The organism is Citrobacter sp. CK189, from assembly GCF_030333505.1.
Taxonomy (GTDB): Bacteria; Pseudomonadota; Gammaproteobacteria; order Enterobacterales; family Enterobacteriaceae; genus Citrobacter_B; species Citrobacter_B koseri.
Genome location: NZ_JAOWFV010000037.1, coordinates 391,754 through 415,286, shown reverse-complemented (window position 1 = coordinate 415,286; position 23,533 = coordinate 391,754). Strand labels below are relative to the sequence as shown.

21 protein-coding genes are annotated in these 23,533 nt (G+C 54.1%); 14 read left to right on the top strand and 7 right to left on the bottom strand.

Annotated elements, in window-relative coordinates:
• The first annotated feature begins 149 nt into the window (after positions 1-149).
• A complete protein-coding gene (locus OGV83_RS09720; protein ID WP_101744157.1) occupies positions 150-1,811 on the top strand; it encodes a putative transporter in 1,662 nt (553 codons plus the stop codon).
• Here the strand turns inward: OGV83_RS09720 and OGV83_RS09715 are convergent.
• Complete coding sequence (locus tag OGV83_RS09715) at positions 1,808-2,530, bottom strand: GntR family transcriptional regulator (RefSeq protein WP_012000790.1); 723 nt, start codon at positions 2,528-2,530, stop codon at positions 1,808-1,810. The genes OGV83_RS09720 and OGV83_RS09715 overlap by 4 nt on opposite strands.
• Positions 2,531-2,752: 222 nt before the next feature.
• Between OGV83_RS09715 and OGV83_RS09710 the strand changes: the two genes are divergently transcribed.
• Together OGV83_RS09710 and OGV83_RS09705 are read left to right on the top strand one after the other, a co-directional pair.
• Positions 2,753-4,372 carry an alpha-glucoside-specific PTS transporter subunit IIBC gene (locus OGV83_RS09710; RefSeq protein ID WP_024130076.1) on the top strand — a complete coding sequence of 540 codons (1,620 nt, stop codon included), beginning with the start codon at positions 2,753-2,755 and terminating at the stop codon, positions 4,370-4,372.
• Positions 4,369-5,691: a 6-phospho-alpha-glucosidase gene (locus tag OGV83_RS09705; RefSeq protein ID WP_047460135.1), complete on the top strand. Its 1,323-nt coding sequence runs from the start codon at positions 4,369-4,371 to the stop codon at positions 5,689-5,691. Before OGV83_RS09710 ends, OGV83_RS09705 begins: the two co-directional genes overlap by 4 nt.
• On the opposite strand, the gene OGV83_RS09700 is transcribed toward OGV83_RS09705, so the two are convergent.
• Positions 5,688-6,581, bottom strand: coding sequence for a helix-turn-helix transcriptional regulator (locus OGV83_RS09700; protein ID WP_115614289.1), 894 nt, complete (start codon positions 6,579-6,581; stop codon positions 5,688-5,690). The genes OGV83_RS09705 and OGV83_RS09700 overlap by 4 nt on opposite strands.
• Positions 6,582-6,748: 167 nt before the next feature.
• On the opposite strand from OGV83_RS09700, the gene OGV83_RS09695 reads away from it, so the two are divergent.
• The 5 genes from OGV83_RS09695 to OGV83_RS09675 all read left to right on the top strand — a co-directional run bounded on the left by OGV83_RS09695 (position 6,749) and on the right by OGV83_RS09675 (position 12,119).
• Positions 6,749-8,464: a solute:sodium symporter family transporter gene (locus OGV83_RS09695; RefSeq protein ID WP_198448085.1), complete on the top strand. Its 1,716-nt coding sequence runs from the start codon at positions 6,749-6,751 to the stop codon at positions 8,462-8,464.
• Positions 8,461-9,954 carry a sulfatase-like hydrolase/transferase gene (locus tag OGV83_RS09690; RefSeq protein ID WP_058668309.1) on the top strand — a complete coding sequence of 498 codons (1,494 nt, stop codon included), beginning with the start codon at positions 8,461-8,463 and terminating at the stop codon, positions 9,952-9,954. Before OGV83_RS09695 ends, OGV83_RS09690 begins: the two co-directional genes overlap by 4 nt.
• Before the next feature lie 356 nt (positions 9,955-10,310).
• Positions 10,311-10,658: a YidH family protein gene (locus OGV83_RS09685; protein WP_104867983.1), complete on the top strand. Its 348-nt coding sequence runs from the start codon at positions 10,311-10,313 to the stop codon at positions 10,656-10,658.
• Positions 10,648-11,010 carry a DUF202 domain-containing protein gene (locus tag OGV83_RS09680; RefSeq protein ID WP_012000783.1) on the top strand — a complete coding sequence of 121 codons (363 nt, stop codon included), beginning with the start codon at positions 10,648-10,650 and terminating at the stop codon, positions 11,008-11,010. Before OGV83_RS09685 ends, OGV83_RS09680 begins: the two co-directional genes overlap by 11 nt.
• Positions 11,007-12,119 carry an anaerobic sulfatase maturase gene (locus OGV83_RS09675; protein WP_286463503.1) on the top strand — a complete coding sequence of 371 codons (1,113 nt, stop codon included), beginning with the start codon at positions 11,007-11,009 and terminating at the stop codon, positions 12,117-12,119. The genes OGV83_RS09680 and OGV83_RS09675 overlap by 4 nt, the downstream gene beginning before the upstream one ends.
• Positions 12,120-12,131: 12 nt before the next feature.
• On the opposite strand, the gene dsdA is transcribed toward OGV83_RS09675, so the two are convergent.
• Positions 12,132-13,460 (bottom strand): D-serine ammonia-lyase, encoded by a 1,329-nt coding sequence (dsdA, locus tag OGV83_RS09670; protein ID WP_012000781.1) that lies wholly within the window; start codon positions 13,458-13,460, stop codon positions 12,132-12,134.
• 17 nt (positions 13,461-13,477) lie between these two features.
• Entirely contained in the window at positions 13,478-14,815 is a 1,338-nt protein-coding gene (gene dsdX / locus OGV83_RS09665; protein WP_047460149.1) for a D-serine transporter DsdX, read from the bottom strand.
• 227 nt (positions 14,816-15,042) lie between these two features.
• Between dsdX and dsdC the strand changes: the two genes are divergently transcribed.
• Both dsdC and OGV83_RS09655 read left to right on the top strand, forming a co-directional pair.
• Positions 15,043-15,969, top strand: a complete 927-nt coding sequence (dsdC, locus tag OGV83_RS09660; protein WP_024130072.1) for a DNA-binding transcriptional regulator DsdC — start codon at positions 15,043-15,045, stop codon at positions 15,967-15,969.
• Positions 15,970-16,058: 89 nt separating this feature from the next.
• A complete protein-coding gene (locus OGV83_RS09655; protein WP_200024279.1) occupies positions 16,059-17,120 on the top strand; it encodes a cellulase family glycosylhydrolase in 1,062 nt (353 codons plus the stop codon).
• Here the strand turns inward: OGV83_RS09655 and emrD are convergent.
• The 3 genes from emrD to tisB form a co-directional block, all read right to left on the bottom strand.
• On the bottom strand, positions 17,047-18,231 hold the full coding sequence (gene emrD / locus OGV83_RS09650) for a multidrug efflux MFS transporter EmrD (RefSeq protein ID WP_058668305.1): 1,185 nt from the start codon (positions 18,229-18,231) through the stop codon (positions 17,047-17,049). The genes OGV83_RS09655 and emrD overlap by 74 nt on opposite strands.
• Positions 18,232-18,477: 246 nt before the next feature.
• Positions 18,478-19,311, bottom strand: coding sequence for an EamA family transporter (locus tag OGV83_RS09645; RefSeq protein ID WP_012000775.1), 834 nt, complete (start codon positions 19,309-19,311; stop codon positions 18,478-18,480).
• A 119-nt stretch (positions 19,312-19,430) separates the two neighbouring features.
• Entirely contained in the window at positions 19,431-19,520 is a 90-nt protein-coding gene (gene tisB, locus OGV83_RS09640) for a type I toxin-antitoxin system toxin TisB (protein ID WP_047460159.1), read from the bottom strand.
• 530 nt (positions 19,521-20,050) lie between these two features.
• Here tisB and ivbL point away from each other — a divergent pair.
• The 4 genes from ivbL to OGV83_RS09620 all read left to right on the top strand — a co-directional run bounded on the left by ivbL (position 20,051) and on the right by OGV83_RS09620 (position 23,498).
• Positions 20,051-20,149 carry an ilvB operon leader peptide IvbL gene (gene ivbL / locus OGV83_RS09635; protein ID WP_047460165.1) on the top strand — a complete coding sequence of 33 codons (99 nt, stop codon included), beginning with the start codon at positions 20,051-20,053 and terminating at the stop codon, positions 20,147-20,149.
• A 107-nt stretch (positions 20,150-20,256) separates the two neighbouring features.
• Positions 20,257-21,951 carry an acetolactate synthase large subunit gene (ilvB, locus tag OGV83_RS09630; RefSeq protein WP_115626111.1) on the top strand — a complete coding sequence of 565 codons (1,695 nt, stop codon included), beginning with the start codon at positions 20,257-20,259 and terminating at the stop codon, positions 21,949-21,951.
• Between the two features lie 3 nt (positions 21,952-21,954).
• Entirely contained in the window at positions 21,955-22,245 is a 291-nt protein-coding gene (ilvN, locus tag OGV83_RS09625) for an acetolactate synthase small subunit (RefSeq protein WP_012000771.1), read from the top strand.
• Between the two features lie 251 nt (positions 22,246-22,496).
• Complete coding sequence (locus OGV83_RS09620; RefSeq protein ID WP_012000769.1) at positions 22,497-23,498, top strand: glycosyltransferase family 52 protein; 1,002 nt, start codon at positions 22,497-22,499, stop codon at positions 23,496-23,498.
• The last annotated feature ends 35 nt before the right edge of the window (positions 23,499-23,533 follow it).

Below are 23,533 nucleotides of genomic sequence, written 5' to 3'. Positions count from 1 at the left end.
ACGCAGAACCTGTAGGTCCGGCATCATGCTTTTCAACAAACCGCCCCGCCAGCAATGACGGGGCATTTTTGTGCTTTACCACCCATACATACCGCTTGTACTCTGCGAGAATCCATTTAATTAATAATGTTATTCACAGGGAAAAGAAGATGAGTGATATAGCATTGACGGTCAGCGTTCTGGCGTTGGTGGCGGTTGTCGGGTTGTGGATCGGCAATATCAAGGTGCGGGGTGTCGGTTTTGGCATTGGCGGCGTACTGTTCGGCGGGATTATCGTCGGCCACTTTGTCGATCAGGCCGGGATGACGCTGAGCAGTGACATGCTGCACTTTATCCAGGAATTCGGCCTGATACTCTTCGTTTACACCATTGGTATTCAGGTGGGCCCGGGGTTCTTTGCCTCTCTGCGCGTCTCAGGGTTGCGCCTTAATCTCTTTGCCATCCTGATTGTCATTATCGGTGGGCTGGTTACCGCCATTCTGCATAAAATCTTCGCTATCCCGCTACCGGTGGTGCTGGGGATTTTCTCCGGCGCGGTCACCAATACGCCAGCGCTGGGGGCCGGGCAGCAAATTCTGCGCGATCTGGGAACGCCAATGGAAGCGGTGGATCAGATGGGGATGAGCTATGCGATGGCCTATCCTTTCGGGATTTGCGGTATTTTGCTCACCATGTGGCTGATGCGGATGATTTTTCGCGTCAACGTGGAGGCGGAAGCGAAGCAGCATGAAGACACGCTTAGCAATGGACACTCGTTAATTCAGACCATGAATATCCGTGTTGAGAACCCGAATCTCAACAATATGGCGATCCAGGATGTGCCCATCCTGAACAGCGATAAAATCATCTGTTCGCGTCTGAAACGCGACGAGACGCTGATGGTGCCTTCACCGGGAACGATCATCCAGTCGGGCGACCTGTTGCATCTGGTGGGACAGCCCGCCGATCTGCATAACGCGCAGCTGGTCATTGGTCAGGAGGTGGACACCTCGCTCTCAACGCGAGGGACGGATTTGCGCGTTGAACGCGTCGTGGTCACTAACGAAAAGGTGCTCGGTAAACGCATTCGCGACCTCCATTTTAAAGAGCGCTATGACGTGGTGATCTCCCGTCTGAACCGTGCGGGCGTAGAGCTGGTAGCCAGTAGCGACGCCAGCCTGCAATTCGGTGACATCCTCAATCTGGTTGGCCGTCCCTCTTCAATTGATGCGGTGGCCAATGTTGTGGGTAACGCCCAGCAAAAGCTGCAACAGGTGCAGATGTTACCGGTGTTTATCGGTATTGGTCTGGGCGTGCTGTTGGGGTCGATTCCGTTGTTTGTCCCTGGATTCCCGGTAGCGTTAAAGCTGGGACTGGCGGGCGGGCCGCTGATCATGGCGCTGATTCTGGGACGTATCGGCAGCATCGGCAAGCTGTACTGGTTTATGCCGCCAAGCGCCAACCTGGCGCTGCGTGAGCTGGGGATCGTGCTGTTTCTTGCGGTGGTCGGGCTGAAATCTGGCGGTGACTTTATTGATACGTTGACTCAGGGTGATGGTCTGAGCTGGATTGGTTACGGCATCTTTATTACTGCCATTCCGCTGATTACCGTCGGTCTTCTGGCGCGTATCTTTGCCAAAATGAACTACCTGACGCTATGCGGGATGCTGGCGGGGTCAATGACCGATCCGCCTGCACTGGCGTTCGCTAACAACCTGCATGCCACCAGCGGCGCGGCGGCGCTATCTTACGCCACTGTTTATCCACTGGTAATGTTCCTGCGGATTATCACCCCGCAACTGCTGGCGGTGCTTTTCTGGGGGTTAGGCTAGGTCAGGTTTGCATCCGGGTGGACGCGCCGTAAATGGTAGTCCACCTGGTATTCGCTGGCATTTCTGAACATGACCGAATAATTCAAAAACTCCCCGCTGTCGCTGTAAGAAAGCGATGTGATCCGCAGTAGCGGCGTTTGCTCGGGGACATTCATTTGCGCGGAGAGCTGTTTATCGGCCAGTACGGGCGTCAGGCTTTCATAGTTGCCACTGATGGTGATGCCGCACTCTTTCTCAATATAATCAAATTTCGACCCTTCCAGGTGGATCAGCGAGAGGTTACGGAACAGCCTGACGGGCATATAGCTGTCCTCCAGCATCAGCGGTTTGCCATCCACATAGCGCACGCGGCGGGAAAAGTAGATACGTTCGTTGATCTGAATCCGCAACTGGCTGGCAATGGCGGGGGGCGCAGGCATCACTTCAAACACCAGCACCTGGCTGGTGACCTCTTTTCCCTGACGCCGCAGCACTTCCGCCAGTCCGGTCAGGTTGGTGGTTTCATGATGAACGTCTTTACGCGCCACGTATGTGCCGCTCCCGTGCCGCCGCACCACCAGTCCCCACCCCACCAGCATATCGACGGCTTTGCGGATGGTCATTCGTGACACAGCAAACTCTTCCGCCAGCTTTTTTTCACCAGGCAACGGGCTACCGATGTTGTAATCAGATGAGTTGAGCCGGATTCTTAGTCGTTCCGCTATTGATTTATAGATCACTACCAGACCTCTTTTTCCCTTTAATTTCCGCGCTACGAACCTTTTGATGTCTAACTTTTATGTAAAAAGTAGACATCATTGACTGAATTAAAACCATGAATGCGATCACGAATCGAAGCGGCGCGTCATGTTCTCAGAATCGCAACTACCTATTCTCGTATCAGGCCAGCAATCACTACAAAAAAGGCCTCTCCCTACTGGTTGTTATATGAGGATGTAAAAATGCTCAGTCAAATACAACGCTTTGGCGGCGCTATGTTTACCCCGGTACTGCTGTTCCCGTTCGCCGGTATCGTCGTGGGTATCGCCATCATGCTGCGCAACCCGCTTTTTGTTGGCGAAGCGCTGACCGATCCCAACAGTTTATTCGCGCAAATCGTTCATATTATTGAAGAGGGCGGCTGGACGGTTTTCCGTAATATGCCGCTGATTTTTGCCGTCGGCTTGCCGATTGGCCTGGCTAAACAGGCGCAAGGCCGAGCTTGTCTGGCGGTGCTGGTCAGCTTCCTGACATGGAACTATTTCATTAATGCCATGGGCATGACCTGGGGGCATTTCTTCGGCGTGGACTTCAGCGTAGACCCGACGGCAGGCAGCGGTCTGACGATGATGGCCGGAATAAAAACGCTCGATACCAGCATTATCGGCGCCATTATGATTTCGGGCATCGTCACCGCGCTGCACAACCGCTATTTCGATAAGCCGTTGCCCGTGTTCCTCGGTATTTTTCAGGGCACGTCGTTTGTGGTGATTATTGCGTTCCTGGTGATGATTCCCTGCGCCTGGCTGACGCTGCTCGGCTGGCCAAAAGTGCAGATGGGCATTGAATCCCTACAGGCTTTCCTGCGTTCAGCGGGCGCGCTGGGCGTGTGGGTCTACACCTTCCTCGAACGTATTCTGATCCCGACAGGGCTGCACCACTTCGTCTATGGCCCCTTCATTTTTGGCCCTGCGGCGGTAGAAGGTGGCATTCAGGTTTACTGGGCGCAACATATGCAGGCGTTCAGCCAGAGCACGGAATCGCTGAAGACGTTATTCCCGGAAGGCGGTTTTGCCCTGCACGGTAACTCAAAAATCTTTGGCTCCGTCGGGATTGCGCTGGCGCTCTATTACACCGCATCGCCAGAAAACCGGGTGAAGGTCGCTGGTTTACTGATCCCCGCCACGTTAACCGCTGTACTGGTGGGCATCACGGAACCGCTGGAATTCACTTTCCTGTTTATCTCTCCGCTGCTGTTTGCCGTACACGCGGTGCTGGCGGCCTCAATGGCGACGGTGATGTATATCTGCGGCGTGGTAGGAAATATGGGCGGCGGACTGCTGGATCAGTTCTTACCGCAAAACTGGATCCCGATGTTCCACAACCATGCCGGAATGATGTTTACCCAGATAGGCATTGGGCTGGCATTCACCGCCCTCTATTTTGTGGTTTTCCGCACCCTGATCCTGCGCTTCAATCTGAAAACGCCGGGTCGTGAAGAGAGTGAAATCAGACTCTACAGCAAAGCGGATTACAAGGCCGCGCGTGGACAGACAACGGCGCCCGCGCCGGACGCAAAACTTGGGCAGGCAGCCGGATTCCTCCAGGCGCTGGGCGGCGCGGGCAATATCGAAAGCATTAATAACTGCGCCACGCGCTTACGTATCGCGCTCCACGATATGGCGCAGACCCAGAGTGATGACGTCTTTAAAGCGCTGGGCGCGCACGGCGTGGTTCGCCGTGGCAATGGCATCCAGGTGATTGTCGGCCTGCATGTGCCCCAGGTGCGTGACCAGCTTGAAACGCTAATGAAATCCCCCTTATCGACCGAACAAATCCCCATGACGGAGGCAGTATCATGAAAAAATTCTCAGTGGTTATCGCAGGCGGCGGCAGCACATTTACGCCGGGCATCGTATTGATGTTGCTGGCAAACCAGGACCGTTTTCCGCTTCGCGCGCTGAAATTCTATGACAACGACGGCGCTCGCCAGGAAGTGATTGCCGAAGCGTGCAAAATCATCCTTAAAGAGCAGGCGCCGGAGATTGAGTTTAGTTACACCACCGATCCCGAAGCAGCGTTTACCGATGTTGATTTCGTGATGGCGCATATCCGCGTGGGCAAATACCCGATGCGGGAAAAAGACGAAAAAATCCCGCTGCGCCACGGCGTATTAGGCCAGGAAACCTGTGGTCCGGGCGGGATTGCGTATGGGATGCGTTCTATTGGCGGCGTGCTGGAGCTGGTGGATTACATGGAGAAATACTCCCCGAACGCGTGGATGCTGAACTACTCCAACCCGGCGGCGATAGTGGCTGAGGCGACGCGACGTCTGCGCCCGAACGCCAAAATCCTCAATATCTGTGATATGCCGATCGGCATTGAAGGGCGGATGGCGCAGATTGTCGGCCTGCAAGATCGTAAGCAAATGCGCGTGCGTTATTACGGGCTGAACCACTTTGGCTGGTGGACGTCGATTGAGGACTTGCAGGGTAACGACCTGATGCCGAAACTGCGGGAATATGTCGCGAAACACGGTTATGTTCCGCCATCTAACGATCCGCATACTGAAGCGAGCTGGAATGATACGTTCGCCAAAGCGAAGGATGTGCAGGCGCTGGACCCGGACACCATGCCGAATACCTATCTGAAATACTATCTGTTCCCGGACTATGTGGTGCAGCACTCGAACCCGGCGCGCACGCGTGCTAATGAGGTGATGGATCACCGTGAAAAACAGGTATTTGGCTCCTGCCGCGCCATTATTGAAGCGGGCCACTCCTCCGCTGGCGAGCTGGAAATTGATGAACACGCGTCTTATATCGTCGATCTGGCAACGGCAATCGCCTTTAATACGCAGGAACGGATGCTGCTGATTGTGCCAAACAACGGGGCGATTCATAACTTTGATGATGAAGCGATGGTGGAGATCCCTTGCCTGGTGGGGCATAACGGGCCGGAACCTCTGACGGTTGGCGATATTCCGCAGTTCCAGAAAGGGCTGATGAGCCAGCAGGTGGCCGTCGAGAAACTGGTGGTCGATGCCTGGGAGCATCGCTCCTATCAGCGTCTGTGGCAGGCGATTACGCTCTCCAAAACCGTGCCGAGCGCGTCTGTCGCCAAAGCGATTCTTGATGATCTGATTGAAGCCAACAAAGAATACTGGCCTGAACTGCACTAATCTTGTTGACCGGCATCCAGCGGGTGCCGGTCAGGATGTTTCAACACCGCCGACGGCGCGTAGCCAAATTTATGCTTAAATGCTTTGCTGAAATGAAATGAGTCAAAGAAGTTGAGCATATCCGCTACCTGACCCACCGAATTCCCTTCCTGTTTTAACAGCGATAATGCCAGTTCCAGTCGGGCGTCCAGATAATATTCTTTCGGTGTTTTCCCGGTATAGCGTAAAAACAGACGACGCAGCCAGGCTTCGCTACAGGGGATCGTGGCCGCCATATCCGCCACGCTCCAGCGGCGTTGCAGGCTGGCATGTAACGCTGCAATTAACTTTTCAACCTGTATGCGTTGTGGGTCTTTTTTCCCGTTTGAGTCAATAAGACAAATCCACTGATAAATAATTTTCGTGAGAAACGCGACGGCGAGATTATTTTTAATCGGTTCCGGGCTGGTAATTAATTGTGAAACTTCGGCCAGTTCCTGATTATAAACGTCACCATTATAAATAACGCTTTGTTGTCGGATAGGAATATCCATAATACTGGTTGGGGTAAACTCCATCCAGTATTGCTCCCACAATAAACCTTCGCAATGGTAAGACTGTATATCGGTGGGTTTTAAAAAGATAATGCAGTTGCCGTTTAATGTAATTTGCTCGCCGTCTTTCAGCAGGATTTTCCCGCACCCCTGTACGGTATAGACCGCGACCCACGAATTGGCAATTAGCGGCTTTTTCTTATCTCGCGGCCATATAACACGGTAATTTTCGTCAGCGTAGGTATGCCACAGCGAGATCAATGAAATTCCGCTGGAGATCACATTTTCATTAATCAGCAGGGGAATATTGTACGTAGTTTCGTTTTTTACATGCGAACTTAGCAAGTTTCCATTCATTTTATTTTCTCGCCGGAGAATGATGCCCACAACCTGAACATAACAGAAAGTGAATGCTTCAGGGAGGCGATGTTTGTAATTAAGAAATCTGACTGCCTGACCCGGCACGCTTTACCTCGTGTTGACCCTACCGCTGCCGGGACATAATGAAAAACAAGGGCTATGAGATGAATACGCTACAAATTTTGAGCTTTGTTGGTTTTACGCTACTGGTGGCGGTTATCACCTGGTGGAAGTTACGAAAAGCGGATACCGGTTCGCAGCAGGGATATTTTCTGGCGGGACGTTCGTTAAAAGCGCCGGTTATTGCCGCCTCACTGATGTTAACTAACCTCTCAACGGAACAACTGGTGGGATTAACCGGCCAGGCTTACCGCAGCGGTATGTCGGTAATGGCATGGGAAGTCATCTCCGCAATTCCGCTTATTTTTCTGGCGCTGATCTTTCTGCCACGCTATCTGCAACGCGGCATTGCAACGATCCCGGATTTTATTGAAGAACGCTATGACAAAACTACCCGCATCATTATTGATTGCTGTTTTTTGATTGCGACGGGAATCTGTTTTTTACCCATCATTCTGTATTCCGGCGCGCTTGCCTTTAACAGCATGTTTCATGTCACTGAAACCTTTGGTATTTCACAACATACGGCGATCTGGCTGATGGCTGTCGTGCTGGGGATTAGCGGCATCCTGTATGCTGTCGTCGGCGGGATGCGGGCGATTGCCATTGCCGATGTGATTAACGGTATCGGCCTGGTGATTGGCGGCCTGATGGTGCCGCTGTTTGGTCTGATGGCGATGGGGAAAGGCAGTCTGAGCGAAGGTATTACGCGCTTAACCCAGGATCACAGCCTGATGCTGAACTCGATTGGCGGCAGCAACGACCCGGTGCCGATTGGCGCGGCGTTGACCGGGCTTATCCTGGTCAATACGTTCTACTGGTGCACCAACCAGGGGATCGTTCAGCGTACGCTGGCATCAAAAAGTTTATCGGAAGGGCAAAAAGGGGCGCTGCTTACGGCGGTGTTGAAGATGCTGGATCCGCTGATTCTGGTGCTGCCGGGCGTTATCGCTTTTCATCTCTTTCAGGATCTACCAAAAGCAGACATGGCCTACCCGGCGCTGGTGAACAAAGTGATGCCGCTGCCGCTGATTGGCTTTTTTAGCGCGGTGCTGTTTGGCGCGATTATCAGCGCATTCTGCGGTTTTTTGAACAGTGCTTCGACCCTGTTTAGCCTCGGTATCTATCGCCGACTGATTAATGAACAGGCCAGCCCCGATAAACTGGTCACTGTTGGTCGTCGCTTTGGCTTTATTGTGGCCGTGATCTCCGTGCTGGTGGCGCCGTGGATCGCCTATGCGCCGCAAGGGCTCTACAGTTGGATGAAACAGCTCAACGGGATTTATAACGTGCCGTTGGTGACCATTGTTATTATGGGCTTCTTCTTCCCACGTATTCCGGCGCTGGCCGCGAAGGTCGCAATGGGACTCGGTATTGTCAGTTACATCACCATCAACTACCTGGTGAAATTTGATTTTCATTTCCTCTATGTGCTGGCCTGCACCTTCTGTATCAACGTCGTGGTGATGCTGCTCATTGGCGTGATTAAGCCGCGTGCAACGCCGTTTAAATTTCATGATGCGTTTGCGGTTGACATGAAACCGTGGAAAAACGTGAAGATCGCCGCTGTTGGCGTCCTGTTCGCGATGATTGGCGTCTATTCTGGTCTGGCGCAGTTCGGTGGCTATCAGACCCGGTGGCTGACCATTCTCAGCTACGCCATCACCGCTGCGGTGGTTGTTTACCTGATTTACAGCTCATGGCAGACGCGCCATTCCGCGCCTGTGGTTTATGTTTCTGACGCTAAGGATAAAGCATGACCCGTCCGAATTTTCTGTTCATTATGACCGATACACAGGCGACCAATATGGTGGGCTGCTATAGCGGTAAGCCGCTGAACACGCAGCATATTGACAGTCTGGCCGCTGAAGGGATTCGCTTTAACTCCGCGTATACCTGCTCGCCGGTGTGTACGCCAGCCCGCGCGGGGCTTTTTACCGGTATTTATGCCAATCAGTCCGGCCCGTGGACGAACAACGTCGCGCCGGGGAAGAACATCTCCACGATGGGGCGTTATTTTAAAGATGCAGGCTATCACACCTGTTATATCGGCAAATGGCACCTCGACGGGCACGATTACTTTGGCACCGGCGAGTGCCCGCCTGAGTGGGATGCCGACTACTGGTATGACGGCGCGAACTACCTTTCTGAACTGACGGAGAATGAAATCAGCCTGTGGCGTAACGGACTGAACAGTATTGAGGATTTGCAGACCAATAATATTGATGAGACCTTTACCTGGGCGTATCGCATCAGCAACCGGGCGGTTGATTTTCTCCATCAGCCAGCGAGAGATGACGAACCGTTCCTGATGGTGGTCTCTTATGATGAGCCGCATCATCCGTTTACCTGTCCGGTTGAGTATCTGGAGAAGTATCAGGATTTTTATTATGACCTGGGCGCGAAGGCGCAGGATTCGCTGAGCAATAAACCTGAGCACCATCGGCTATGGGCGCAGGCGATGCCGTCCCCGGTGGGCGATGATGGCTGTTATCATCATCCGCTCTACTTTGCCTGCAATGACTTTGTTGACGATCAGATTGGGCGGGTGATCAATGCGTTAACCCCGGAACAACGTGAGAATACCTGGGTGATTTATACCTCCGATCACGGTGAAATGATGGGGGCGCACAAACTCATCAGCAAAGGGGCGGCAATGTATGATGACATTACCCGCATCCCGCTGATTATGCGCCCGCCGCAGGGAGCGCCGCAGCAGATCGATACGCCGGTCAGCCATATTGACCTGCTGCCTACGATGATGGCGCTGGCGGGGATTGATAAGCCCGATATTCTTCCGGGTGAAAACATCCTGGCCGTTGAAGCGCCGCGCGGGGTGATGGTGGAGTTCAACCGCTATGAGATCGAGCATGACAGCTTTGGCGGCTTTATTCCGGTGCGCTGCTGGGTGACGGATAACTGGAAGCTGGTGCTGAACCTGTTTACCAGCGATGAGCTGTACGACAGGCGTAATGACCCGGATGAACTGCATAATCTGATTGCTGCGCCGGAATTTGCCGGTGTTCGCAGTCAGATGCACGACGCGCTGCTGGATTACATGGATAAAATCCGCGACCCGTTCCGTACGTATCAGTGGAGCCTGCGTCCGTGGCGTAAAGATGCCCGGCCGCGCTGGATGGGGGCATTCCGCCCACGCCCGCAAGACGGTTATTCTCCGGTGGTACGTGATTACGATACCGGTTTGCCCACGCAAGGCGTGAAAGTAGAAGAGAAAAAGCAGAAGTTTTGATGCGTTATGCCCGGTGGCGCTACAAAAACGCAACACCGTAGGCCGGATAAGGCGTTTACGCCTCCATCCGGCAATAATGATGCCCGGTGGCGCTGCGCTTACCGGGCCTACAAAAGCGTAATACCGTAGGCCGGATAAGGCATTTACGCCGCCATCCGGCAATAATAATGCCCGGTGGCGCTGCGCTTACCGGGCCTACAAAAGCGCAACACCGTAGGCCGGATAAGGCGTTTACGCCGCCATCCGGCAATAATAATGCCTGGTGGCGCTGCGCTTACCGGGCCTACAAAAGCGCAATACCGTGGGCCGGATAAGGCGTTTACGCCGCCATCCGGCAATAATTTAAAGGAGCCGTCATGAAGATTTCCCGCCTCGGAGAAGCGCCGGATTACCGCTTCTCGCTGGCAAATGAGCGTACCTTTCTGGCGTGGATTCGCACCGCGCTGGGGTTTCTGGCGTCGGGCGTCGGGCTTGATCAACTCGCACCGGACTTCGCCACGCCGGTGATTCGCGAACTGCTGGCGCTGCTGCTGTGTCTCTTTGCGGGCGGCCTGGCGATTTATGGCTATCTGCGCTGGCTACGCAACGAAAAAGCGATGCGTCTGAAAGAAGACCTGCCGTACACCCATAGCCTGATGATAATCAGCCTGATGCTGATGATTGTTGCGGTGATTGTCATGGCGCTGGTGCTGTATGCCGGATAGCCGCAAAGCCCGCCGTCAGGTTGATCCCGGTCTACAGCCGGAGCGCACGTCGCTGGCCTGGTTTCGTACCCTGTTAGGCTATGGCGCATTGATGGCGCTGGCGCTGAAACATAACTGGCATCAGGCGGGGTTTCTGTTCTGGGTTTCTATTGGCGTGCTGGCGATTGTCGCGCTCATCCTCTGGCGCTATACCCGCAGCCGTAACCTGATGGATGTGGCGCACAGTGATTTTTCCGAATCTCGCGCCGTGCGTGACAAATTTTTGATCTCTCTCGCGGTGTTGTCCCTCGCAATACTGTTTGCTGTAACGCATATTCGTCAACTTATCGTCTTTATTAGGGATGTTGCATGACAGGATGTCAGGTCATGGCTAAACCGGCCAGCTCACGTTGTAACCTTGATTGCCATTACTGTTTTTATATCGATAAACCCTCTCAACCCGTTATGGATAACGCGACCTTAGAGGCTTTTATTTGCCAGCATATTGCCGCGCAGCCGGTTGATGATGTGCTGTTTGCCTGGCAGGGCGGAGAGCCGACGCTGTGTGGACTCGATTTTTTTCACCGCGTGGTCGCGTTGCAAAAACGCTATGGAGAGGGGAAACGCATCCAGAATACCTTCCAGACCAACGGCATTTTACTCAGTGACGAGTGGTGCCGATTCTTACGCGATAACGGCTGGCTGGTCGGTATCTCACTGGATGGCCCCGCCGATTTACATGATGCTTATCGCGTTAGCCGTCGTGGAAAACCAACGCATCATAAGGTGGTGGAAGCGATAACAAGGCTGGTTGCCCATCGCGTGGACTTCAACCTGCTGGTGGTGGTGAATCGGCTGAACAGCCAGCAGCCTGCGCGTATGTATCGCTATCTTCGCCAGCTTGGCACGCCTTTTCTTCAGTTCATTCCGTTGGTTGAACGTGACGATAGCGGCAAACTGACCGCTGATTCCGTGACGTCGGAAGACTGGGGGCATTTTCTCAACGATGTGTTTGATCTCTGGGTTCGGGAAGATATTGGGCGTGTTTTTGTACAACTGTTTGATTCGATGCTGGGCGTGTGGAGCGGGCATCCGGCACAAATGTGCGCGCTTAGCGAAACCTGCGGTCACGCGTTCGCCCTGGAAGCAAACGGCGATCTCTATCAGTGCGATCACTATGTCTACCCGGCGTTCCGGCTGGGTAATATCCATCAAACGCCGCTACATATGCTAAACGCCAGCCCGCAGGCGAGTGAATTTGGACAGCAGAAAAAATCAACGCTGGGGGCGGATTGCCTGGACTGCGCCTTATTGCGATTCTGCAACGGTGATTGTCCAAAGCATCGGGATTTAAGCGGGAAAAGCGTGCTGTGCGGCGGGTATAAAGCGTTTATTAACCACACGTCTCCGCATATGCGCGTCATGCGGGATCTGATTAAACAGCATCGCTCACCGATGGAGCTGATGGCGATGCTGCGTTAAGGTCAGTGACGTTTAGCGCCCTTTCGCCAGGTACTGCGCCATCTCTTCTTCCGGCACCATACCGCCGCCGGTCGCCCACACCAGATGCGTGGCGTGATTAAGCTGCTCAGCGCTGAAGGCGTGCATCTGCTGGTAATCCGTCGAACGGCAAACACGCTGCGGCCCGGCCATTCCCGCCAGTGCGGACGGCTCCAGGCGAATACCTTCTTCCTGCGCCAGCCAACCCAGCATGTCGTACATCGTCCGATCGTCGAGGGTGTACAGCCCGTCCAGCAGACGTTCCATTGCCCGCCCTACAAACCCGGATGCGCGCCCCACCGCCAGGCCGTCTGCCGCCGTCAGGTTATCGACGCCAATCTCCTGGACGGAAATGGCATCATGCAGACCGGTATACACGCCCAGTAACATGCACGGAGAATGGGTTGGTTCGGCGAAGAAGCAGTGGACGTTGTCGCCAAATGCCAGTTTCAGACCAAAAGCCACGCCGCCAGGGCCGCCGCCAACGCCGCACGGCAGGTAGACAAACAGCGGATGGTCGGCATCCACCACGCGCCCCTGCTGCGCAAACTGAGCCTTCAGGCGTTGCCCGGCCACCGCATAGCCCAAAAACAGCGTGCGGGAGTTTTCATCGTCAATGAAGAAACAGTTTGGATCGGACTGTGCCGCTTTACGTCCTTGCTCAACCGCTACGCCGTAATCCTCTTCGTATTCCACTACCGTTACGCCGTGGCTGCGCAGTTTGGCTTTCTTCCAGGCGCGGGCGTCGGCGGACATATGCACCGTCACCTTAAAGCCGATACAGGCGCTCATAATGCCAATCGACAGCCCCAGGTTACCGGTTGAACCCACGGCAATGCTGTACTGGCTGAAGAACTGCCTGAACTCCGGTGAAAGCATTACGCTGTAGTCATCTTCGGTCGTCAGCAGACCCGCCTCCAGCGCCAGTTTTTCCGCGTGGGCCAGCACTTCATAAATCCCGCCACGGGCTTTTATCGAGCCGGAAATCGGTAAGTGACTGTCTTTTTTCAGCAGAAGTTCGCCGCTGATTTTCTGTCCGTACTCTTTTTCCAGCCGCTGCTGCATTGCGGGGATGATCGCCAGTTCAGACTCAATAATCCCGCCGGTTGCGGCGGTTTCCGGGAAGGCTTTTGCCAGATACGGCGCGAAACGGGCCAGGCGGGCATGCGCATCCTGTACATCCTGCGCTGTCAGACCAACATAGGGTAAACCTTCCGCAAGAGAGGTGGTGCCTGGGTTAAACCAGGTCGTTTCTTTGAGGGCGATCAGATCCTCTACCAGAGGATACTGAGCGATGAGTGAAGTCATTTTAGCGTTTTCCATAATACGTCTCTTTGCGCTTAGATGATAAAGGAAAGCAGGAATGTGCCCGCCAGAGCAACAACCGACGCGATAAATGTCGCGGTTGTATAGTACTTAAATGTTTCATTCAGGGTGGCGCCGCAGTATTGCTTCACCAGCCAGAAGAGGGAGTCGGTCACGATCGTGCAGCCAATCGCGCCGGAACCGATGGCAATGGCGATGATCTCCGGGCTGACGTTGGGGTAGAGCGGCAGCATCGGCGCGACAATCGCCGTCGCGCCCATCATCGCGACCGTTGCGGAACCCACTGCGGCGTGCAGAATCAGCGCCACCAGCCAGGCCAGCAGAATCGGGTGCATGTGCATATTGGAGAGGATCACCGCCAGCGTATCCGCCAGACCGCTGCTTTTGAGGATAGCGTTGAACGCGCCGCCTGCACCGATAATCAGCAGGATGTTAGCAATCGAGCCGAAGCCGTTTTCGGTATGGGTCAGCAACGTACCCATACCGATATGCTGACGCAGGCCGAGAATGTAATAGGCCACGAAAACGGCGATAAACATTGCGGTGATCGGGTTGCCGATAAACTCCAGCAGCGTATACAGCGTGCCGCCCTGCGTCATATTCAGTTCGGCAACGGTTTTTACCAGCATCAGGCCAATCGGCAGCAGGACGGTAAACAGCGTCGCGCGTAAAGAAGGCAGCGTATTTTCATCGCGCACTTCGAGATCCGCAAACTCCGTCGGCACCGGCTTAAACGGCAGGCGGTTGCCGAGGAACTTCAGGAATAGCGGCCCGCCGACCAGCGACGCCACCAGCCCAACCAGCAAACCGTAGACGATAACGGAACCGATATCCGCGCCCAGCTTATTCGCCACAAACAGCGCAGCCGGATGCGGCGGCACCACGCAATGCACCGCCATTAGCGCGGTACACAGCGGAATAGCCAGCTTCAGCAGCGACGTGTTGGTTTTCTTCGCTATCGAAAATGCCAGTGGGATGAGCAGCACCACACCCACTTCCACAAACAGCGTGATGCCGCAAATCAGCCCCACCAGCACCATGATCACGTCAGCGGAAAGCCAGCGGCAACGCTGGAGCGTCAGGCCGATCCGTTCTGCCGCGCCGGACACTTCCATCATTTTGCCGAGAATGGTTCCGAGACCGATGACGGCGGCGAGGAAGCCTAACGTGCCGCCAATACCGCTTTCAATCGCATTGACCATCTCCAGCGGTCCCATGCCCATCATCGCGCCCACAAAGAAACTGGCCAGCAGCAGTGCCAGAAACGGGTGGAATCTGAATTTCACGATGGTCAGCACGATTAGCACGATGCTTACCAGCAGCGTGCTCACAACCCAAATTTGAGAGTGCATATCTCACCTTACCCTGTGATTAACATAGGCGTATTGGACGAAAAAACGGCACTTGCTGACAAACGATATAAATTGCCCTTCGCATGAACCAGATTGAATCAAAAGGGTGATTTGCATCCAATAATGGTCTGTTTATGCGATATGGTTCACTTTGATTCATCTTTGCGCTGATTTTCCAGGCGCATTTTTTTACACTGCAAAGCCAAAAAGAGGTCACAGAGGCGGCGATGGAACCCTTACGCGACGGCAGAAACCGTTTACTCAACGGCTGGCAATTATCAAAGCTGTACACCTTTGAAGTGGCGGCCAGGCATCAGTCTTTTGCGCTGGCGGCGGATGAGCTGTCGCTAAGTCCCAGCGCGGTCAGCCATCGAATCAATCAACTGGAAGAGGAGCTGGGGATTCAGCTCTTTGTCCGTTCGCACCGCAAAGTGGAACTCACCCATGAGGGCAAGCGGGTATTCTGGGCGTTGAAATCGTCGCTGGATACGCTGAATCAGGAAATCCTCGATATTAAAAATCAGGAGTTGTCAGGGACGCTGACCGTCTATTCGCGGCCTTCGATTGCTCAGTGCTGGCTGGTGCCTGCGCTGGGAGATTTTACTCGCCGCTATCCGTCCATCTCGCTGACCATGTTGACCGGTAATGACAACGTGAATCTCCAGCGGGCAGGGATTGATTTAGCGATCTATTTTGATGATGCGCCTTCGGCGCAGCTGACGCATCACTTCCTGATGGATGAGGCCATTCTGCCGGTGTGCAGCCCCGAATATGCCCGTCATCATGACTTAACGAATGCGCGGGTTAACCTGCGCCACTGTACGCTCCTGCATGACCGACAGGCATGGAGCAACGATTCCGGCACCGATGAATGGCACAGTTGGGCGCAGCATTTTGGCGTGAATCTGCCGACATCGTCGGGTATTGGCTTCGATCGTTCCGATTTAGCCGTTATTGCGGCAATGAACCATATCGGCGTGGCGATGGGGCGTAAACGGCTGGTGCAAAAGCGTCTTGATAGCGGCGAACTGATTGCGCCTTTCGGCGAGATGACGTTGAAATGCCACCAGCACTATTATGTAACCACGCTGCCTGGCAGACAGTGGCCGAAAATCGAGGCGTTTATCGGCTGGTTGCAGGAGCAGGCGACGTAGCGTTTGCCACGCGAAGATTTATTGCATGTAAAGCCAGAAAGCGTGCTAAATACGTGATATGACTCCTGATGATTTGCTTAAGGACAATCGTGTTAAAGCCGCTTGCTTCTCTCTTCCTGCTCGTCAGCGCCACGGTGTGCGCGGCTCAGCCGCCGTTGACCGCTTCGCGCTATGCGCAGCAGCTTGGTGTGGGGATGGACGTTGACTGGGCGCGCACCGAACGGGGTATCCGGGAGTTTGATCCTCTGGTGGTGCGTGATTTTCAGGCTAAGGGATTTAAGCATGTGCGCATACGCGTCGCGGGAGAGCCGACGGAAGCGCGACTCATCCACCTGCGAAAACTGGTAGAGGCGTGTGAGCAGTATGGCGTGATTCCGATCATTGCTTATCAGGCCGATGAGTATAAAAACGACCCCAGTCCCGGCAATGAACAAGAGGTGATCAACTGGTGGGTAGCCGTCGCGCACTATTTTGCGCAACGTTCGCCGCTGCTGGGGTTTGACCTGATTTATGAACCGGCGGAGAAACTCAACCACAGCCAGGCTTCCCTGAACCGGGTATATGACAAAACCATCCGCACCCTTCACGCGATTGACCCCCAACGCATGATTTTTGTCGCGCCTCGTCTGCGCGCCGCGCCGGAAGCGTTGTCGGCCCTAAAACTGCCCCCGCAAAGCCAGAATTATGTGCTGGCGGAGTGGCATATCTTTCCGTGGGGGCCATTGAAAAATAACGGTAAATACCCGTGGACGTCGGGCACGGCGGCGGAGAAAGCGGCGATTCGCGCGCGAATTAACGCCGCCGCGCGCTGGCAGCAAAAAACCGGCCATGTCAGTTGGGTTGGCGGCTGGGCGCCGGGCGAATCAATCAAAAATAGCCCTTCCGCTTCGCAGCTCGCGTTTGCCCGATTTATGGCGTGCGAGTTGCAAAGGGTGAATATTCCGTATGCGATTAACGCGGATACGCAGTTTTATGACGGGGAAGAAGGGGCGTGGCGCCCGGCGCTGGAGCCGCTCCTGACCACGATGATCTCGCCGGTATGTGAAAAGCCCGGCGGGAAACCGGGCCATCATTCGATTAAATCGTCTGCCCCTGATGCGGCACACGCGACGCCAGCGGCAGCCAGCACAGTAAAATCAGCAGCCCCATAAGCGTCATCAAAAAGCCGAGGCTACCCTGCCCGGTTTGCGGCAGCATTGCGGAGAGCCACGCCAGCACGCCGGAGCCGATGTTTTGCAGGCCGCCCACCAGCGCGCCAGCCGTTCCGGCGAGGAACGGGAAAGGTTCCATCGCGCCGCTGGTCGCCAGTGGGAACAGCATTCCGGCGCCGAAGAAGAACAGCGCGGCGGGGATCAGCAGTGTCCAGACGTTCATCACGCCAAACAGACCTGGGACCCACATCATGACGCCCGCCAACAGGCAACTGAATACCGACTGCCACATCAGCGTTGCGAAGCGCTTATTCGGGCGACCCGCAAACCACGCGCCGAAAAACGCCGCCGGAATTGGCAAAATAAACAGGATGCTCACCACCATGCTGCTCAGACCCAGCACCGCTCCCATCAGCACGCCGGAGCAGGCTTCAAAGACGGCGATTCCCGCCAGTCCGCCAATCAGCATCAGCAGATAACAGGTAAATGCGCCGTTGCCGAATAATGTTTTATAGCTGGCGATCAGGCGGGTACGTGGTGCGCCTGTGGGGCGCGTCTCCGGCATCCAGCGTGCCATACTGAAGGTGACGCCTGCGCAGAGAACCAGCAGGAAAACGTAACAGGCGCGCCAGTTCCAGACGGTATCCAGCAGTCCGCCAATCAGCGGCGCCAGCAACGGACTCACCAGAATCCCCATATTCAGCAGGCTGTTAGCGTGGCGTAACTGCGTACCTTCATACAGATCGCGCGGTAGCGTACGCGCCATCACGCCGCCGACGCCGGTGCCCATGCCCTGCAACGCGCTGGCGGCAATCAATACCGTCAGGCTGTGGGTGGTAATCGCGACCAGCGTAGCCAGCATAAAAATGGACATCCCGACGAGGATCACCGGGCGGCGCCCTACCCGATCGGAAAGCGGGCCGTAAAACAGTTGTGATACGCCGTAGGTGAGCAGGTAAGCGGCCATGACGCTCTGTACTGCCCCTTCACGAACGTTCAGTTCACGCGCCATATCGGCAATGGCGGGGATATAAATGGTTTGCGCCATCTGCCCGACGGCCACCAGTAATACCAACATCAACAACAAATTGACGCTTCTCTGCCTTTTCATTTCGCTGATTACTTTTAAAAAAAGAAAAAAATAAGAATAAGGTGCTACGCATTCCCATAAATGCGAGTGGAATCTACCACACTAAAAAAAGAAGGCCATATTCACGGCGGGAATAGCGCGGGAGCCGAACGGCAGGATATGTAAACAAAAAGCGGCAACAATTGTTGCCGAGAGATTATTTTACCGCAGTTTGATGGTGCCCGGCGGCTCCCGTAGGCCGGATAAGGCGTAGCCGCCATCCGGCAATCAGGATAAACGCAGCAATATCGCCCCGGCGGCAATCCCGCCAGCCGCGACCAACCGTAGCCCGGCGACTTTCTCATTGAGCAGCAGCCAGGCAATCAGCGCGCCGAACAGAATGGATGTTTCACGCAGTGCGGCCACCACGGCCAGCGGCGCCTGAGTCATCGCCCACAGCGCCAGCCCATAGGAACCCATCGTGCCGATACCGCCAAAAATGCCTTTCTTCCAGTGCTGCGCCAGATAGCGCGAGGCTTCCCGCCGCCGGGCAATCATCGCCCAGCCAAGCAGACAGGTACCGTTCAACAAGAAGGTCCACAGCGTATAACCCAGCGCGGTTTCTGACACCCGCACGCCCGTACCGTCCACCAGCGTATAGCCAGCGATAAAACAGGCGTTGATCAGCGCCAGCGTGATACCCCGCCGGGAGCGGGCACGACCGTTACAGGCCATGCCGAGAATCGCCAGGCAAATTACCGCGATACCGAGCCAGGCCATTGTGGAAAGGCTATCGCCAAGAAACAGGACGCTAATTATCGCCACCAGCAGCGGTGCGGTGCCGCGCATCAGGGGATAGGTCTGGCTCATATCCGAAACCTGATAGGTTTTGGCGACCAGCACGGTATAAACCACCTGTAAGGCGGTGGAGGCGGCTAAAAAAGGGATGCTGGCGGCGGGAAGGGGCGGGGCGAAGGGCAGACACGCCAGCGCCATCAACGCTGCGGAACCACTGACGCTGATTGCGGAGTAAAGTTTGTCATTTCCCGCCTTCACGATGGCGTTCCAGCTGGCATGCAGCAGCGCGGCGAACAGTAAAATGCAGAAAATGGAAAGGGTCATGGTTCAGGTATCGTCAGTGGTTGTCATAAAAACGTAACATATCGACGATGGACAAGCACCAGGCAGATGATGAAAGGGGAGCGGTTGCCCGCTCCCCTTCGGTGCGGCTTGAATCTGAATTACCGGAGGTATTTCAGAACGGCATCAAGCAGTTGCAGTGCAGCAACAATGAGTTTCAGGATAAGAATAGCGATATCCACGAGGCTCATACGCTCTCCTTCTGGTAAAAGGAGCACGGTGCTGACGTACCTCTCCGCCGCCTGTTGTCAGCACCTTTTGTTGACATAACACAGTGTGCTCACACGGGGGTTAAGGCGCTGACGGCACCACCCGTTTCAGCCAGGACTTTGTTGCGCCGGTTACGATGCGGCCCCCTATAACACATTGCGTACAGTGATATTATAGATAAATACTGTATGAATGAACAGTATTTTGTGGACGGATCGCGACTTCTGATCCATACTCAAATGCGTCAAAATTCGTGCCGAAATTGCGTGTTCTTCGCGGAACGCGTATACTTCTGATGTTGATATAACACAGTGTGCTTTGCGGCAACCAACCGCATAACGCTGATAAAAACCTCGCTCCGGCGGGGTTTTTTGTTTTGCAGGCCAGCGTCGGCATCTGGCAAAGCGTGATCGTCGACGCATTTTTGTGCAGATGAAAAATTTTCCGTTGTCATGCCTGAAAAGCTGTGCTTGTATAAAACCTGTTAATCCATAAACAGACAAGGTCCCTAATGAACCCTTCCATGCTGACTGCGACCCTACTAAAAACTGCGCAACCTGCCGCAGTGGTCGTCGTGCGTGTGGTGGTGGTCGTCGGCAATGCGCCGTAGGGACTGGAACAACACACGATTCCAAAACCCCGCCGGCGCAAACCGGGCGGGGTTTTTCGTTTAAGGCACCTTCCCGGCAAGTCGGCCCAGAATAAAAGGACTGGAGCATGGCAAGTTCGGGCACAACATCAACATCCCCGCGTACGCGCTTTACGGGCGCAGAGTTTATCGTTCATTTTCTGGAACGTCAGGGCATTAACATCGTCACTGGCATTCCGGGCGGTTCGATTCTCCCCGTTTACGACGCCTTAAGCCAAAGTACGCAAATTCGCCACATCCTGGCGCGCCATGAACAGGGGGCGGGGTTTATCGCTCAGGGGATGGCGCGAACCGACGGTAAACCCGCGGTATGTATGGCCTGTAGCGGGCCGGGCGCGACTAACCTGGTCACCGCCATTGCCGACGCGCGTCTCGACTCCATTCCGTTGGTATGCATCACCGGTCAGGTTCCGGCCTCGATGATCGGCACCGATGCGTTTCAGGAAGTCGACACCTACGGCATCTCTATCCCCATCACAAAACATAACTATCTGGTCAGAGATATCAATGAGTTGCCACAGGTAATGTGCGATGCGTTTCGTCTTGCCCAGTCCGGGCGCCCTGGGCCGGTGTGGATAGACATTCCTAAGGATATACAGACGGCGGTGTTTGACATTGAAGCGTTGCCTGCTCCGGCTGAAAAAATGGCGACGCCGGAATTCAGCGCTGAGAGCATTCGTGATGCGGCGGCGATGATCAACGCCGCGAAGCGCCCGGTGCTGTATCTTGGCGGCGGCGTGATTAACGCGCCTGCGCGCGTGCGTGAACTGGCGGAAAAAGCCAGACTGCCCACCACTATGACCCTGATGGCGCTGGGCATACTGCCGAAGGCGCATCCGCTTTCTCTGGGGATGCTGGGCATGCATGGCGCGCGCAGCACAAACTATATTCTGCAAGAGGCGGATCTGCTGGTGGTTCTGGGGGCGCGTTTTGATGACCGGGCGATTGGCAAAACCGAACAGTTCTGCCCGAATGCCAAAATCATCCATGTGGATATCGATCGCGCGGAGCTGGGTAAAATTAAACAACCGCACGTTGCCATTCAGGCTGATGTTGATGACGTTCTGGCGCAGTTGATTCCGCACATTGAGGCTCAGCCACGCGAAGAGTGGCATCAACTGGTGGCGGATTTGCAGCGCGAGTTCCCGTGCGCGATCCCTGAAGCCAGCGATCCGCTCAGCCATTACGGGCTGATTAATGCCGTTGCTGCCTGCGTAGATGACAGCGCGATTATCACGACCGACGTAGGCCAGCACCAGATGTGGGCCGCACAGGCTTATCCGCTCAACCGTCCGCGTCAGTGGCTGACTTCCGGCGGGCTGGGGACGATGGGTTTTGGCTTGCCTGCGGCGATTGGCGCGGCGCTGGCGAACCCGGACAAGAAAGTGTTGTGCTTCTCCGGCGACGGCAGCCTGATGATGAATATTCAGGAGATGGCGACCGCCAGCGAAAACCAACTGGATGTAAAAATTATCCTGATGAATAACGAAGCGTTGGGGCTGGTGCATCAGCAACAAAGCCTGTTCTACAAGCAGGGCGTGTTTGCTGCCACCTATCCGGGGATGATCAACTTTATGCAGATTGCTGCGGGTTTTGGTCTGGAAACCTGTGATTTAAATAATGAAGCCGATCCGCAAGCGGCGCTGCGGGAAATCATCAGCCGCCCAGGACCGGCGCTGATCCATGTACGTATTGATGCAGACGAAAAAGTTTATCCGATGGTGCCGCCGGGTGCGGCCAATACTGAGATGGTGGGGGAATAAACCATGCAGAAACAATCACATGAGAACGTTATCCTGGAACTCACCGTCCGTAACCATCCTGGCGTCATGACGCACGTTTGTGGGCTGTTCGCCCGTCGCGCTTTCAACGTGGAAGGGATTCTTTGTCTACCCATCCAGAGCAGCGACCAGAGCCGCATCTGGCTACTGGTCAACGACGATCAGCGTCTGGAGCAGATGATTAGTCAGATCGATAAACTGGAAGATGTGGTGAAAGTGGCGCGCAATCAGTCCGATCCGTCAATGTTTAATAAAATCTCGGTTTTCTTTGAGTAATAATGGCTATCTGAACAAGGGGAAACCCTTGTTCAGGTTAATTATTTGAGAGTGTTATATAACTATAAGTAATATTTTCGGACGTGACGTGTCTTTATTATCCGGTTTATGAACTGTCTTATTTGCAGTATAGAAAGTATCTTTTCGGACAAAGTGACCAATACTCGCCTGAGCGTCCGGGACGCTTCTTTACGATGTCATATTGCAATGATATTATGCGCCGGGTTGCTGTGATTCAGAGCGAATAACTAATGGAAATCGTTGAGCATCTTTTTATTGTTTGCTCCCCGCTTCAGCTCAGAATTGTTTCTAAGATTAAAGCGAGGTATAAACACGCACGTTTTCATATCATCTACCTTAAAACAAAGGTAGAGTTAAAATCCTATATATATGAAACGGTTAATAATGAATTCTCTTCTGGCTTAGTCGCCAGTATGGATTATGGCTTTATTAACATGCTGAAAATCAATCGCTTTCTTTCTCATAAAACAATCCATTATGTCTATATGGCGAATATCAGCCATCTTTCAGTGCAATACATTCTAAAAATGTTGTCTGATGACGTTAAGATTAGAACGTTTGATGATGGCATTCTGAGTATCAACTCCGCAGGCTATCTTGATAAACAAATAAAACTACGAAAAGGCCCCGGTCGTAAGTTGACGCGGATGTGGCTTGGTCAGCATTATAATATCAGGGATATCGCGAAAAGAAGTGAACTGCATTTCTCTATCGTAAAGCATAAAAGCAAAAGTAGAAATGTAGACTGCGATATTGTTTATATTGATGTTCTCTCAGAGGAGAAACAGCGCTTGCATACTGAGCGCAGTGCGCCTGTCTATGCCGGGGAGATCAATGTTTTTGTGGGCTCGAAATTTAAAGATATCCTTGATGTGAAAAATGATTCCAACCTTATTGCGTTGATTCATAAGATAGAGACGCTCGCAGCGCACTATCCTTCACTCCAGTACCTCAGGCACCCAAGAGAGTACAGCCAGCAGGTGTTTGGCATGACGGAAATTACGCTGAACGCCATTTCTGAAGATTATATTTGCCAGTTATCCTCGGCTTACCAGCGAGTGAATGTCTTTGGTTTTGCAAGCACTTGCCAGCTTAATGTGATGAAATTAGAGAATGTCTACATCACACTGCTAAAAACCACCCTGATCCGGCCCGATATTCGGGATTCCTTTGCGCTTTTTTCTGATAGCGACAAAGTGCGTATCTGCGACCTGGACAGTATGGAACCGTAACGGAGTCGTACGCCCGCCAGACGCATTGAATGCTG

Excerpts from the sequence above, each read along its gene's own strand:
- OGV83_RS09695 (WP_198448085.1), top strand. The coding sequence starts at position 6,749 with ATGAATACGCTACAAATTTTGAGCTTTGTTGGTTTTACGCTACTGGTG.
- dsdX (WP_047460149.1), bottom strand. The coding sequence starts at position 14,815 with ATGCACTCTCAAATTTGGGTTGTGAGCACGCTGCTGGTAAGCATCGTG.
- OGV83_RS09675 (WP_286463503.1), top strand. The coding sequence starts at position 11,007 with ATGACAGGATGTCAGGTCATGGCTAAACCGGCCAGCTCACGTTGTAAC.
- OGV83_RS09710 (WP_024130076.1), top strand. The coding sequence starts at position 2,753 with ATGCTCAGTCAAATACAACGCTTTGGCGGCGCTATGTTTACCCCGGTA.
- OGV83_RS09645 (WP_012000775.1), bottom strand. The coding sequence starts at position 19,311 with ATGACCCTTTCCATTTTCTGCATTTTACTGTTCGCCGCGCTGCTGCAT.
- OGV83_RS09700 (WP_115614289.1), bottom strand. The coding sequence starts at position 6,581 with ATGAATGGAAACTTGCTAAGTTCGCATGTAAAAAACGAAACTACGTAC.
- ilvN (WP_012000771.1), top strand. The coding sequence starts at position 21,955 with ATGCAGAAACAATCACATGAGAACGTTATCCTGGAACTCACCGTCCGT.
- OGV83_RS09685 (WP_104867983.1), top strand. The coding sequence starts at position 10,311 with ATGAAGATTTCCCGCCTCGGAGAAGCGCCGGATTACCGCTTCTCGCTG.
- dsdA (WP_012000781.1), bottom strand. The coding sequence starts at position 13,460 with ATGGAAAACGCTAAAATGACTTCACTCATCGCTCAGTATCCTCTGGTA.
- ilvB (WP_115626111.1), top strand. The coding sequence starts at position 20,257 with ATGGCAAGTTCGGGCACAACATCAACATCCCCGCGTACGCGCTTTACG.
- OGV83_RS09720 (WP_101744157.1), top strand. The coding sequence starts at position 150 with ATGAGTGATATAGCATTGACGGTCAGCGTTCTGGCGTTGGTGGCGGTT.
- ivbL (WP_047460165.1), top strand. The coding sequence starts at position 20,051 with ATGAACCCTTCCATGCTGACTGCGACCCTACTAAAAACTGCGCAACCT.
- dsdC (WP_024130072.1), top strand. The coding sequence starts at position 15,043 with ATGGAACCCTTACGCGACGGCAGAAACCGTTTACTCAACGGCTGGCAA.
- tisB (WP_047460159.1), bottom strand. The coding sequence starts at position 19,520 with ATGAGCCTCGTGGATATCGCTATTCTTATCCTGAAACTCATTGTTGCT.
- OGV83_RS09690 (WP_058668309.1), top strand. The coding sequence starts at position 8,461 with ATGACCCGTCCGAATTTTCTGTTCATTATGACCGATACACAGGCGACC.
- OGV83_RS09705 (WP_047460135.1), top strand. The coding sequence starts at position 4,369 with ATGAAAAAATTCTCAGTGGTTATCGCAGGCGGCGGCAGCACATTTACG.
- OGV83_RS09620 (WP_012000769.1), top strand. The coding sequence starts at position 22,497 with ATGGAAATCGTTGAGCATCTTTTTATTGTTTGCTCCCCGCTTCAGCTC.
- emrD (WP_058668305.1), bottom strand. The coding sequence starts at position 18,231 with ATGAAAAGGCAGAGAAGCGTCAATTTGTTGTTGATGTTGGTATTACTG.
- OGV83_RS09680 (WP_012000783.1), top strand. The coding sequence starts at position 10,648 with ATGCCGGATAGCCGCAAAGCCCGCCGTCAGGTTGATCCCGGTCTACAG.